Annotated in this window: 12 protein-coding genes; 6 read left to right on the forward strand and 6 right to left on the reverse strand. The window is 48.6% G+C overall.

From position 1 onward, the window contains the following. Nucleotides 1-399 precede the first annotated feature (399 nt). The gene (gene mobB / locus BS639_RS02550; protein WP_084982190.1) at nt 400-918 is read right to left on the reverse strand and encodes a molybdopterin-guanine dinucleotide biosynthesis protein MobB; all 519 of its coding nucleotides are present in this window, start codon (nt 916-918) and stop codon (nt 400-402) included. Further along, entirely contained in the window at nt 915-1,499 is a 585-nt protein-coding gene (gene mobA, locus BS639_RS02555) for a molybdenum cofactor guanylyltransferase MobA (protein ID WP_055773441.1), read from the reverse strand. Before mobA ends, mobB begins: the two co-directional genes overlap by 4 nt. 173 nt (nt 1,500-1,672) lie before the next feature. On the opposite strand from mobA, the gene BS639_RS02560 reads away from it, so the two are divergent. From BS639_RS02560 to BS639_RS25340, 5 genes are all read left to right on the forward strand, one after another. Continuing rightward, nucleotides 1,673-1,942: a YihD family protein gene (locus BS639_RS02560; RefSeq protein ID WP_055773444.1), complete on the forward strand. Its 270-nt coding sequence runs from the start codon at nt 1,673-1,675 to the stop codon at nt 1,940-1,942. 92 nt (nt 1,943-2,034) lie between these two features. Beyond that, complete coding sequence (locus tag BS639_RS02565; protein WP_084982191.1) at nt 2,035-3,021, forward strand: serine/threonine protein kinase; 987 nt, start codon at nt 2,035-2,037, stop codon at nt 3,019-3,021. Between the two features lie 48 nt (nt 3,022-3,069). After that, nucleotides 3,070-3,711, forward strand: a complete 642-nt coding sequence (gene dsbA, locus BS639_RS02570) for a thiol:disulfide interchange protein DsbA (protein ID WP_055773448.1) — start codon at nt 3,070-3,072, stop codon at nt 3,709-3,711. A 477-nt stretch (nt 3,712-4,188) separates the two neighbouring features. Next, nucleotides 4,189-6,987, forward strand: coding sequence for a DNA polymerase I (gene polA / locus BS639_RS02575; protein WP_084982192.1), 2,799 nt, complete (start codon nt 4,189-4,191; stop codon nt 6,985-6,987). A gap of 164 nt (nt 6,988-7,151) precedes the next feature. Further along, entirely contained in the window at nt 7,152-7,199 is a 48-nt protein-coding gene (locus BS639_RS25340) for a spot 42 RNA, inhibition of DNA synthesis (RefSeq protein WP_071892919.1), read from the forward strand. A 144-nt stretch (nt 7,200-7,343) separates the two neighbouring features. Here BS639_RS25340 and yihA read toward each other — a convergent pair whose 3' ends face one another. Next, nucleotides 7,344-7,988, reverse strand: coding sequence for a ribosome biogenesis GTP-binding protein YihA/YsxC (gene yihA / locus BS639_RS02585; protein ID WP_055773451.1), 645 nt, complete (start codon nt 7,986-7,988; stop codon nt 7,344-7,346). A gap of 323 nt (nt 7,989-8,311) precedes the next feature. On the opposite strand from yihA, the gene yihI reads away from it, so the two are divergent. Further along, nucleotides 8,312-8,842 (forward strand): Der GTPase-activating protein YihI, encoded by a 531-nt coding sequence (yihI, locus tag BS639_RS02590; RefSeq protein ID WP_055773453.1) that lies wholly within the window; start codon nt 8,312-8,314, stop codon nt 8,840-8,842. 69 nt (nt 8,843-8,911) lie between these two features. Here yihI and BS639_RS02595 read toward each other — a convergent pair whose 3' ends face one another. The 3 genes from BS639_RS02595 to BS639_RS02605 all read right to left on the reverse strand — a co-directional run bounded on the left by BS639_RS02595 (nt 8,912) and on the right by BS639_RS02605 (nt 12,389). Next, a complete protein-coding gene (locus BS639_RS02595) occupies nt 8,912-9,439 on the reverse strand; it encodes a cytochrome b (protein ID WP_055773455.1) in 528 nt (175 codons plus the stop codon). Between the two features lie 33 nt (nt 9,440-9,472). After that, the gene (locus tag BS639_RS02600; protein ID WP_084982193.1) at nt 9,473-11,431 is read right to left on the reverse strand and encodes a TonB-dependent copper receptor; all 1,959 of its coding nucleotides are present in this window, start codon (nt 11,429-11,431) and stop codon (nt 9,473-9,475) included. Between the two features lie 220 nt (nt 11,432-11,651). Next, on the reverse strand, nt 11,652-12,389 hold the full coding sequence (locus tag BS639_RS02605) for a prepilin peptidase (protein WP_084982194.1): 738 nt from the start codon (nt 12,387-12,389) through the stop codon (nt 11,652-11,654). Nucleotides 12,390-12,494 lie beyond the last annotated feature (105 nt).

The following is a 12,494-nucleotide window of genomic DNA, read 5'->3' on the forward strand; positions in this document are numbered from 1 at the left end:
GAAGTGAAACGCCGTAGCGCCGATGGTAGTGTGGGGTCTCCCCATGCGAGAGTAGGGAACTGCCAGGCATCAAATAAACAGAGAAACCTCAGTCGAAAGACTGGGGTTTTTTTGTTTAACTCGTTGATGGCCGGTTCCCTGGTCGAGAAGAGAGCAGGACTAAAAGCTTCGCTTTTAGCACGTTGCTTGCAACGGCCCGAAGGGGGTATGACGGAGTCGTACATAAACTGCCAGGCATCAAATAAAGCACAGAACCTCAGCGAAAGCTGGGGTTTTTTGCTAATTGGCGTTTGTAAAAGGGCGAAAAGCCGGGTCAAGTGCTACGAAAATCGGGCCCCTGTCTGACGACAGGGGCCTTTTTGCGTCAGGCTAACTAAGAAAAGTTGTTTAAAAGCAGATTTAGCGAGAAAGGAATGACCGGTGACGCAGCCAGTTGATGATAAAATCGCCCACTTCCGCAATGTTATTAAGATCTAACTGAGTCATTGTTGAATTTAACGGCGTATCCGTAGCGATCGCGACAACATAATCGTCCATAATATCGTCTATACCTCGACCACTCTCCTGACGAAACAGCACGATTTTATCGATTTTTTCATGCTTGAACCCTTCAACCAGAATGATATCGAGACTGGACTCGTCAAATCGGCTTGCCAAATAGGGCAGACTGACCGTCTCGGCGTGCGGCGTTTCCGTCATTAATGCCCAACGGCTGCTGCTGGCAACCATAGTCTGACTGGCCCCGGCTTTTCTAAGCTCAAAACTGTCCTTTCCGGGAGTATCAACGTCAACAGAATGATGGCTGTGTTTAATCAGGCCCACTCTTACCTGATGCTCACGCAGATAAGGGATCACCTGTTTAAGCAGCGTAGTTTTGCCGCTGCCGCTGTGTGCCACTACGCCCAATAAAGGGATCATAAGCCTTTCCTGCTAGACTGTTGCCAAAGTTTAACGTCTGCTGGGGTGTTTAAATTTGAAAAATCACCTGTGTTATCAAAGAGAACTTCTTTTGCGCCACACTGCGAGAAAAACAGCATTACCTTTCTCTCTCCTTGTTCAAGATATGATTTAAGGCTGGGGAGCAGGCTTTTATTGAGTAAGCACAACGCGGGATGAGCACGGTTACCGTCGCTCACGTAGGCTGCTGGGCTTTGCCCTTTGCCTTTCCATAATTGCTGAACCAGGTCGTCAGGAAAGTCCGGCACATCACAGGGAACGCAGACCACCCACTCGGTTTCGCTGGCCAAGAGCGCCGCAAGCATGCCCGATAGCGGACCGGCAAAGTCGGGAATAAGGTCACCGATCACCGGATATCGCACCGCATACTTTTCCTGATTTTGGTTGCTGCTAACCATGAGATGAGTGACCTGAGGTTCCAGCCTGTTGGCGATGTGCGCATACAGCGGCAGCCCATCGACCATGACCAACCCTTTATCTTCCCCCATTCTGGAGGAGCGCCCACCGGCCAGAATGACGCCTGTAATCATGTTGCTCGTCATGTTGGTACTCCACGTTTTTACTGTTGCCTATTCTAAAACCTCGAGGCTAACTTTAAACCGTAAATGCAAAATATTGTTCTGGATCAGCTTAATCTTTTTCCCTCTAAGACATGCTGTTAAACATTAAAGAACCTAGACGTAACGCGAAATATTACGCTTTAAAGAGGCAACTAATGAATGATCATCGCATTAACGAACTGATTGAACTGCTGCATCCGGCCTGGAAAAAAGATCCGCACTTAACTCTGCTGCAATTTCTTGCGAAGCTGGCAGCAGAAACTGGCTTTAAGGAGAAACTCGATGAGTTAAGCGATGATGCTTTGATTTATCACCTTAAAATGAGGGAAAGTGCCAGCACAGATGAGATCCCCGGCTTAAAAAAAGATTATGAAGATGACTTTAAAACGGCAATTTTACGTGCGCGAGGCGTCATTAAGGATTGATGTAAACTTATGTGAACTTCATGCGTCAGGCTAAAAATTGATGGTACTATTTCAGACTATCGTCTTGCTCTCTGGCCAATCTGAATGAAGTTATGAATAATTCTGCTTTTAATTTTCAGGCACTGTCTCCAGACCTTATCCTCGATGCGCTGGAAAGTGTTGGCTTGATTGCTGAGTCAGGGTTAACCGCACTCAATAGCTACGAGAATCGGGTATATCAATTTCTCGACGAAAACCGCAAACGCTACGTGGTGAAGTTCTACCGTCCAGAACGCTGGAGCGCCGTGCAGATAGAAGAGGAACATCGCTTCTCGCACGATCTGGACGCCGTAGAAATCCCTGCTGTTGCCCCCGTTTCGATTGACGGAAAGACGCTGCATCTCCATCAGGGATATATGTTTACCCTGTTTCCAAGCATTGGTGGAAGGCAGTATGAAATAGATAATCTCGACCAGATGGAATGGGTTGGGCGTTTTCTCGGCAGGATCCATCAGGTTGGCAGCGAAAATATTTTCACTCATCGTCCCACCATGGACCTGACCGAGTATCTCACTGAGCCAAGAGAAGTTCTTGCTGGCAGTGTGTTAATTCCCGCCAAACAGCGAATCGCATTCCTTTCGATATTGGATGAGCTAATTACCACTATTAAAGAATATTGGCACCACGATTGGCAACCTCGCCGTTTACACGGAGACTGTCATCCGGGAAATATTCTTTGGCGCGATGGTCCGATATTTGTTGATTTAGATGATGCCCGCAACGGTCCGGCAGTTCAGGATTTGTGGATGTTATTGCACGGTGAACGTTCCGAGCAGCTCATTCAATTAGATATTTTGCTGGAAGCCTACGGTGAATTTGCCGATTTTGACAGCCGTGAATTGGCGCTTATCGAGCCACTGCGCGCCATGCGAATGGTCTATTATCTGGCATGGGTGACTCGCCGTTGGCAGGATCCCGCCTTCCCAAACAGTTTTCCTTGGATGAAAGACGAAGACTTTTGGCGAGGCCAAGCCGCCGCATTTAAAGAGCAAATTAATAAATTACGGGCACCTCCTTTACAGCTGATGCCAATGTATTGAGAAACGAAATAAGCGCTATATATTTATTTAAATGGAGATAGACGAGTTATGAAGAACCTTTTTTCTGCCAGAAAGATCATGTTAGCCCTTGTAGGAATGGTATTGGCATTTAGCGCTTCTGCGGCGCAATTTTCTGACGGTGCTCAATACAATAAGTTGGATAAGCCTTTAGCTAACGAGCCACAGGTTGTAGAGTTTTTCTCATTCTATTGCCCGCACTGTTATGAGTTCGAGCAAGTTTGGCACGTGTCCGACACTGTGCGTAAAAACCTACCGCAGGGTGTGAAATACGTGAAGTATCACGTTGAATTCCTGGGTCCATTGGGCAAGCAGCTGACTCAAGCCTGGGCGGTTGCGATGGCGCTGGGCGTCGAAGATAAAGTAAGCCCGCTAATGTTTGATGCCGTACAGAAATCTCAGACTGTTAAAAATGAAGCCGATATTCGCGACGTCTTTATTAAGGCCGGCGTGAGCGGTAAAGATTACGATGCCGCATTGAACAGCTTCGTGGTTAAATCTTTGGTTGTGCAAGAAGAGAAAGCCGCTGCCGATTTTGGTCTTCAAGGCGTGCCATCCGTTTATGTAAATGGCAAATATCAGATTAAAAATGATGGACTTGATACTAGCTCAATGGATGCTTACGTTAAGCAATTCTCCGACGTGGTCAATTTCCTGACGACGCAGAAATAAGTACCGGACTCTTTTTAGACTAATAAACGCCAGCCTTGAGCTGGCGTTTATATTGTATTTATATACCGATTTGGTAAATATCACGGTAATCCTGCCTGCTTTCAAAACATCCATTTTGGGTGTTTACTTTTATTTTTTTTCCTCACGTCTGCGCCATTATATTTTAGAGTTACATGCCAAAATTCCTAATTAAATATTGAGTCCTGTAGTTATATCCACAATGATGATTAAATTAAAATGACAACCTCATTGCAGGATGCCTGCTTATAACTTGATGATTAACCGCCGTATATCGATTTGTTCTGTGTTATGCAACTCAAATCTATGATCCTGTCGCAAATTTACTCACAAAGTTATCCACAGGTTGATCCTGCGAGAATCCTCGCAAGATCAACATCAAATTTTCTTTGAAGGTTCGCCTTTAACCTCAGCTATGGCATGCTTAGGGGTATGACATGCGACGAATAAAGAAGAGTTATGGCCCAGATTGCTGAAAATCCCCTGATCCTGGTAGACGGTTCGTCCTACCTCTACCGCGCTTATCACGCATTCCCCCCTTTAACCAATGGAGCGGGAGAGCCCACTGGCGCGATGTACGGCGTGCTGAACATGCTGCGCAGCCTTTTGCTACAGTATCAGCCAAGTCACGTTGCCGTGGTGTTTGACGCCAAAGGTAAAACCTTTCGCGACGAACTGTTTGCCGAATATAAATCACATCGCCCGCCAATGCCTGACGATCTGCGCGCACAGATAGAACCTCTTCATCAGATGGTGAAATCGATGGGATTACCGCTGTTGGTGGTGCCCGGCGTTGAGGCTGACGACGTCATCGGTACTCTGGCGCTTGAGGCCGAGAAGGCGGGGCATGCGGTATTAATTAGCACCGGCGATAAAGACATGGCTCAGTTGGTGACCTCGGGGGTCACGCTTATCAACACCATGAACAACTCGATTCTGGGTCCGGAAGAAGTGATCGGCAAATACGGCGTGCCGCCGGAGCTTATCATCGACTATTTAGCCCTGATGGGGGACTCTTCGGACAACATTCCGGGCGTACCTGGCGTGGGTGAGAAAACCGCACAGGCGCTATTGCAGGGTATTGGCGGACTGGATGCTCTCTACGCCGATCTGGACAACATTGCGACCCTGAGCTTCCGTGGTGCAAAAACCATGGCCGCCAAGCTTGCCGACAACAAAGACGTTGCTTATCTATCTTATCAGCTGGCGACCATCAAAACCGACGTTGAGCTGGAAATCACCTGCGGCGACCTTACCGTCAGTGAACCGGACGACGCGGTGCTGAAAGAGATGTTTGAACGCTATGAGTTTAAACGCTGGCTAGCCGACGTCGATCAGGGCGGCTGGTTAAGCGGCAAGAAAGGGGTCGTGACGGCCAGCAAGAAAAGTGCTTCACCGGAAGCCGATAATAGTGCTCAAACGCCTGTAGAGCGCGCTCAGCTCTCACAGGAGGGCTATGTCACCATTCTTGACCAGGCAACGCTTGACGAGTGGCTGGTATTGCTCAAAAAATCGGAGGTTTTCGCCTTCGATACTGAGACCGACGGCCTTGATACGCTGACCGCTAACTTGATTGGTCTCTCGTTCGCTATTGAACCAGGTAAAGCAGCCTATTTGCCGGTAGCGCACGATTATCTCGACTCCCCACCTCAGCTCGACCGCAGCGACGTGCTTAAACAGCTTAAGCCGCTGCTTGAAGATCCCAAGCAGGCGAAAGTGGGCCAGAATCTTAAGTTCGACCGTGGCGTGCTACTGAAATACGACATCGAACTTAAGGGCATCGATTTCGATACCATGATTGAATCCTACGTGCTCGACAGCGTTTCCGGTCGTCACGACATGGACAGCATGGCCGATCGCGTTCTTGGCCATAAGACCGTCACCTTCGAAGAGATCGCCGGTAAAGGTAAAAACCAACTTACTTTTAATCAGATTGCGCTCGAGCAGGCCGCGCCCTATGCCGCAGAAGATGCCGACGTCACCCTGCAGCTGCATCAGGCCATGTGGCCTAAAATTGCTCAGGAGCCAGGCCTGAAAAAAGTGTTTACCGATATCGATATGCCGCTGGTTGCCGTGCTTTCTCACATTGAGCGCACCGGTGTATTGATTGACCAAAATATTTTGGCCGCTCACTCCAAAGAGCTGGCCATTCGCCTCAATGAGCTTGAGGTCAAGGCGCATGAGCTTGCAGAGGAGCCGTTTAATCTCTCCTCCACCAAGCAGCTGCAGGCGATTTTGTATGAAAAACAAAAACTGCCTATTCTGAAGAAAACGCCCGGCGGCGCACCATCAACCAATGAAGAAGTGCTGGCCGAGCTGGCACTGGACTACCCGCTGCCAAAAGTAATCCTGGAATATCGTGGATTGGCGAAGCTTAAATCGACCTACACCGACAAGCTACCTCTAATGATCAGCCCAGAATCGGGAAGAGTGCACACCTCTTACCATCAGGCCGTGACCGCCACGGGACGCTTGTCTTCCAGCGATCCTAACCTGCAAAATATTCCGGTACGTAACGACGAAGGCCGTAGAATTCGTCAGGCGTTTATTGCCCCGCAGGATTACTGCATTGTGGCGGCCGACTATTCTCAAATCGAGCTGCGCATTATGGCGCACCTGTCAAAAGATCAGGGGCTGCTGACGGCCTTCTCCGAGGGTAAAGACATTCACCGAGCGACCGCGGCTGAAGTCTTTGGTACTGAGCTTGATAAAGTGTCCGGCGAACAGCGCCGAAGTGCTAAAGCGATCAACTTTGGTCTGATTTACGGCATGAGTGCTTTTGGGTTATCACGGCAGCTGAATATTCCACGTAAAGAGTCCCAGCGTTATATGGATCTTTATTTCGAGCGCTACCCCGGTGTGCTTGAGTATATGGAGCGCACCCGTCAGCAGGCCTCTGAGCAGGGCTACGTCGAGACGCTGGACGGACGTCGCCTCTATCTGCCGGATATCAAGTCCAGCAATGCCATGCGGCGTAAGGGAGCCGAGCGTGCGGCAATCAATGCGCCAATGCAGGGCACTGCCGCCGACATCATCAAACGGGCGATGATCAACGTTGCCGCCTGGTTAGAGCAGCCGGATGCACCGCGTGCGCGGATCATCATGCAGGTACACGATGAATTAGTCTTTGAGGTGCATAAAGACGATCTCGAAAAAGCCAAAGAGACTATTCGACAACTCATGGAAACCAGTATGGAGCTTGCCGTTCCACTTCAGGTTGACGTCGGCGTTGGCGAGAATTGGGACCAAGCTCACTAAGTGACGATAAAACAAGCTGATTTTGTAATTAAACAACATCATCAAGAGGGATTTGTATGAGGTCGATCGCATATCCCTCAAGTTTTGTGTAAGTAAACTACAAAAAACGCTTTTTCATCTCAAAAAAATGAGGTAAAGTCTGAGTCGTAGGGTACAGAGGTAAGATGTTCTATCTTTCAGACCTTTTACTTCACGTAATCGGATTTGGCTGAATATTTTAGCCGCCCCAGGCATTTATGTCTGGGGCGTTTTTTATTGGGATTTTGGCAGGTTTTGGGTAAATATAGCCGGGTTTCAGCCATAAAAAAGGCAGCTCGAAAGCTGCCCTTAGGCGTACTTTGCCTGTCGCGTGTCGATTACTCGCCTGACAGCTCTTCTTCCAGCACTTCAGGAGGGATCTCGCTAAACCAGGTATTGAGTTTTGCGCTCAGCTTGTCGACGCCGATTTTTTTCAGGGAAGAAAACGCTTCTACCTGAATATCGCCCATAAACGATTCCACTTCATTTCGCACCAGCGTGGTTTGCGCTTTACGTGCACCCGAAGCCAGTTTGTCCGCTTTGGTCAGCAGCACCAGCACCGGCGTGCCAACGTCAACCGCCCACTGAATCATTTGCTGATCGAGGTCTTTCAGCGGGTGGCGGATATCCATCAACACCACCAAACCTTTTAAGCAGTTGCGCATTTGAAGGTATTCACCCAGTGCGCGTTGCCATTTACGCTTCATCTCTTCGGGAACTTGCGCATAGCCATAACCCGGTAAATCGACCAGACGAATGCCGTTTTCAACTTCAAACAGGTTGATCAACTGAGTACGGCCAGGTGTTTTACTGGTTCGAGCCAGGCTTTTTTGCCCGGTCAGCGTATTCAATGCACTGGACTTTCCTGCGTTTGAACGACCAGCAAATGCGACTTCAATGCCCTCATCACTCGGTAGATGCCGGATATCAGGGGCACTGATGACGAAATGGGTCATGTGATAGTTGTAAGTTTGGCTGGTCAAAACGTGTGTCTCCGTGGGGCTTCAGTAACTGGCTGGCGATTATAGCTGTAAGAGAGGCGAGATGTGGTTCTGTTTTACATAACGCATTCATTGCGGGCGTATAGTGAGCCTTTCGCGCGTTAGGGTAAAGATTTATTACTCGATGAACGCAAGTGGTAAAATAAGAGTATTATTGGTGCATAAGCACAGTAGTGTACAAAAAATCTTCCATGAAGATAAAGAAAAAGGTGCCAAGGTCAACTTGCTGCCTTTTTTCTTTGTCCGCTTTCTGCTAGATTCCGCCGCAATTCTATACTAAATGAACACACCTAAGAGTACATGCTATGAACCAGTCAGCGAAAGCACCGCGTGCCAAAGCCGCGACGTCAAAAACGAAGAAAAAAAGTCGCGTTGAGCTTGATATTGAAGCACGCGAACGTAAGCGTGACAACAAGCGTCGTGGCCACAAACCAGGATCACGCGCTAACCCTGATGCAGAGAAGAACGCGTCCGCCTCAGCGAAAAAGTCTGACCCACGTATTGGCAGCAAAAAAGCCGTTCCGCTGATTGTTGAGACAGTTTTCAACAATTCACCGAAACCTAAGAAAGTTGCCAAGCCTAAGCAAGAAGCCAAGCCAGCGCTGCCGCCGGAAGAAGAGTTAACGCTTCTGGAAAACGACGCGCGTCTGGACTCGCTGCTGGATCAGCTCGATGAAGGTAAAACCCTGAGTGCGGAAGACCAGAGCTATGTCGATCAGACTCTGGACCGTATCGACGTTCTGATGGAATTGCTGGGCATTGAGCTGGGCGACGAAGATGACGAAGACGAAGAGCAGGGTGAAAACATGTATCGCCTGCTGAAAGGCGGTAACTGATTATTTAGCCGTTTAAAAAACTGCATTAAGGCCCGGCACGTGTTTATCACGGCCGGGCCTTTTTATTGCTTAGAACATACGTCTGATAATTGATCTGTTGCCTGAAAAATAATGTTTAGCGACGGCAAAAACGTGGCCCAGTAAAATTACCCCTACGGTGATACACGCATAGCGATGCAGCTCGAAGAAGAACTTATTCACCTCAAGACTTGTGACTGGCTGCGGTATTGGGAACAGACCAAACAGGTTGTATCCATTTTGCAGCATCAAAAAACCTGAAATCAGCGTCACAAAAATCGCCAGATAGAAAATTTCATGGGCAAACACTAAAACGTTTTTCTTCATGCGGCTGACATCTGCGGCATAAGGCACGGAAGGCCGGAAAAAGCGCCAGCTAAACCGCACGATCATCACTGGCGTGGCCAGTGTGCCGAGCGTCATATTTAAAACAGAGAAAAATTGGAAATAGGGTGTGCCCTGCAGGGCATGTAATAAATACCCCATAAACATGGCATAAATAATAATAACGGCAACGGCCCAGTGTAAAATACGGCTAAACCTGTCATAGCGGACGCGTGGTGCAATACTGTTTTCCATTGAATGTTAATTCCTTGTTTATACTGATTTATTTTAGAATTTTACCTGTATGGAAGCCCACACATTGCGGCCCGGTTCAGGAAGCTGTTTTTGGGCCGAGAAGCCAAAGTCTTTGTTACCCGCCATATTCAGGTGCTCGGCATACTGTTTATTAAACAGATTATCGACGCCGCCGTTGAGCTTCACTTGCTGTGTCAGCGCATAGTCCACATTCCATGAAACCACGCCAAATCCGGCACTTGGCCCCATGTCTTTGCCAGTCACATTGCCAGAATCTCTAGCGACGCGCGTTTGTGCACTGACCAGACGCAGAAGCAGGCTGGAGTTCCAGTCATTGCCCGCATAGTTCAGCGTCAGTCTTGAGTCGACCGGCGGTATTTGCGGTAAAGGCTGGTGGTCGCTTCGATTGTTTCCCCACGCCCATGCAAGCGTAGCTTCAAGCTTCCATCGCTCACTGAGGGCGTAGGCGCTGCCGAGTTCTGCGCCCATGATCTGGGCATTAACATTGCGAGTGGCCTTTGAAGGTGTGGCGTAATCAAAGACTATAAAATCATTGACTTGACCAAGATATCCGGCGAACCAAGCTTCGGTATTCTCGCCTTTATATTGGGTACCAAAATCGAACTGAGTGGTTTTCTCGGTGCGAACGTGGTTGATATTTCCCGCGCTCGAAAACATCTCCCAGTAGTCAGGCATCCGCTCTGTATAACCCACGCCGATATATGACTTAAGCGGCAGCGTGGCCGAGGTCATTTCATAACGGGTAAAAGCGCCCGGCAGTATTTCTGTGCGTGAGGCTTCTGGCATACGCAGATCTTTCACCTGCCACCGGTCTACTCTTGCTCCACTGATGATTTTTGCTGCGGTGGTCGTTTCGGTCGTCAGTTCTGCAAACAGTCCAGACTGGTTGAGGCTGGCGTTCTTTTTCCACTGCGTCATCCCATTGCTGCGGTGAGAGCTGCTTTGGGTATCGAGACCTGCCACCAGTTGATGCACAGGCCCTTGCCAGGTACTGGATATTCGCGATCCGTAGGTCGTTCTGTCGACGCGTGACGCCATCTTCATGCCCGATGACGCATCTCGCAGGGAGTAGTTATCCATAATATGGTCGGCATGGTTGTAGTAAATGCGCCAGCTGAGTGCGGATAGCGTCTCGCTGATGTTGCGCTTTTCCAGCAACAGACCGGCGCTTTTACGTAGAAACTGTGCCCCGTCCATGCCGCGTCCGCCGTAACGTGCCTCACCATCACCGGTTCCCAGACTCAACTCAGCCAGACTGTCGTTATCCGGCGTGATGCCAAGGCTGAGATCGGCATTCCATTTATCCCAATGGCTCGGTACCTTTAGCCCATTGCCATCGCGATAATCATCTGCCCGAGATTTCCCTGCCGCCAGTTTGAGATAACCAGACTCGCCGCCTAACGTGGTATCGATATTTTGGTCAAAACGCCCCTGACTGCCCACCAGTGAGTTAGCTTCACCGTTAAAAGTAGGTTGGGTAATATTTTCAGGTTTACTCTCGAAGAGAACGGTTCCAGCAGAGGCCATCGGGCCCCAAATAACCGTCTGCGGACCTTTAATCACGGTAAGCAGGTCAAAACTGGCAGGGGAAATATAAGAAGTGGGCGCATCCATACGACCGCCGCAACCGCCATAAATGGCCCCACCGTTAGTAAGAATATTTAAACGCGAGCCAAACATGCCGCGTAATACTGGGTCGCCATTACTGCCACCGTTTCGAACCTGCGAGAATCCGGGGATCGATTTTAAGAGATCAGAGCCGTCGCTGGCTGGAACCGGCTGACGAGGCGCCTTGGTTGAGGTTACGGTGGTGAGCGGAGAATCCAGCGGCGCACTGATAGTAATAATGTCGGAAGAAGGGGTGGCGTGAACACTGAATGTAGAAACAACGGCAAATAAGCAGGCTGTCCTTTTCGCTGATTTACTCGTGATTGACGCAGAGGTTTTTATTACCTCAAAATAATTAAGCATTTTAAAACTCTTTAATTAATTATAATTAAAGGATGGCGTGGACGACATACGTCTTAGACAGCCATTCCTTTAACTGAATGATAGCGATATTTTTTTAGGGACTTAATGATATTTATTGGCTGTAGTTTTACACGTAATGTAGATGATGAAGATAGGCTCTGCGTTGCAGAATCCACTCCCGTTTTTTAAGAAATATCTTTTGCTTCGGCTTTGTTGTTTATTAATTAATGAGGAAAATTAAAATGGTGACGATAATAGGGTAGGGGCCAAAGGGGAAAGCTTGTCCAGATTTAACTTTTAATAAAATTAATCCGCTAAGCAGGGCCAATATGCAGGAAATCATCATAATATTCCAAAGTTGGGTATAGCCTACCCATGCACCAAGCGCTGCGAACAGTTTTATATCCCCGCCTCCGAGCCCTTCCCGTTTCTTCAGTAAATAGAATATTTTTGAAAGCATCCACGGCACGGCATAGCCTAATGCTGCTGCCAAACAGGCATCCTGCCAATCAATTCGTCCTCTGCCTGCAAAGGCAACGGCCAGACCAGACACCAACAGTGGATACATCAGCCGATCGGGCAAAAGCATAGTCTTGGCATCAATACAGGCAAGCGGAACCAACAGGCAAAGCGCGAAAAGGATAATAGCAGCGTCAACGCTGGGGCCGTGCTGCCATACGACCCAGCCAAATAGGGCCGCCATCAGCGCTTCAATTAAGGGATAACTCGGTGATATTGCCGACCGGCAGTCGGCACATTTACCCTTTAGTAACAGCCAGCCGAGGACCGGAACGTTGTGTCGCCAGCGCAGGGGGTGAAGGCATTCGGGGCAAAAAGAGGCGGGAAAACTTAATGATATCTCTTCGCCACAGAGGGCCTTGGGCAATCTGTAGATAACTACATTAAGGAAACTTCCTATCACTGCACCGAGCATTACTGACAACAATATCATTAACATAATGAAGGCCTCATTGCTTAAATTCCCTTATTTTCTCTTATTCATTAGGCTCTTTGTCACACACATAAGCCAGCGTAATCTTTTTATCGTACGATTAATTTTATT

The organism is Rouxiella silvae (genome assembly GCF_002093625.1).
GTDB lineage: Bacteria > Pseudomonadota > Gammaproteobacteria > Enterobacterales > Enterobacteriaceae > Rouxiella > Rouxiella silvae.

Excerpts from the sequence above, each read along its gene's own strand:
- mobB (WP_084982190.1), bottom strand. The coding sequence starts at position 918 with ATGATCCCTTTATTGGGCGTAGTGGCACACAGCGGCAGCGGCAAAACT.
- mobA (WP_055773441.1), bottom strand. The coding sequence starts at position 1,499 with ATGACGAGCAACATGATTACAGGCGTCATTCTGGCCGGTGGGCGCTCC.
- BS639_RS02560 (WP_055773444.1), top strand. The coding sequence starts at position 1,673 with ATGAATGATCATCGCATTAACGAACTGATTGAACTGCTGCATCCGGCC.
- BS639_RS02565 (WP_084982191.1), top strand. The coding sequence starts at position 2,035 with ATGAATAATTCTGCTTTTAATTTTCAGGCACTGTCTCCAGACCTTATC.
- dsbA (WP_055773448.1), top strand. The coding sequence starts at position 3,070 with ATGAAGAACCTTTTTTCTGCCAGAAAGATCATGTTAGCCCTTGTAGGA.
- polA (WP_084982192.1), top strand. The coding sequence starts at position 4,189 with ATGGCCCAGATTGCTGAAAATCCCCTGATCCTGGTAGACGGTTCGTCC.
- yihI (WP_055773453.1), top strand. The coding sequence starts at position 8,312 with ATGAACCAGTCAGCGAAAGCACCGCGTGCCAAAGCCGCGACGTCAAAA.
- BS639_RS02595 (WP_055773455.1), bottom strand. The coding sequence starts at position 9,439 with ATGGAAAACAGTATTGCACCACGCGTCCGCTATGACAGGTTTAGCCGT.
- BS639_RS02600 (WP_084982193.1), bottom strand. The coding sequence starts at position 11,431 with ATGCTTAATTATTTTGAGGTAATAAAAACCTCTGCGTCAATCACGAGT.
- BS639_RS02605 (WP_084982194.1), bottom strand. The coding sequence starts at position 12,389 with ATGTTAATGATATTGTTGTCAGTAATGCTCGGTGCAGTGATAGGAAGT.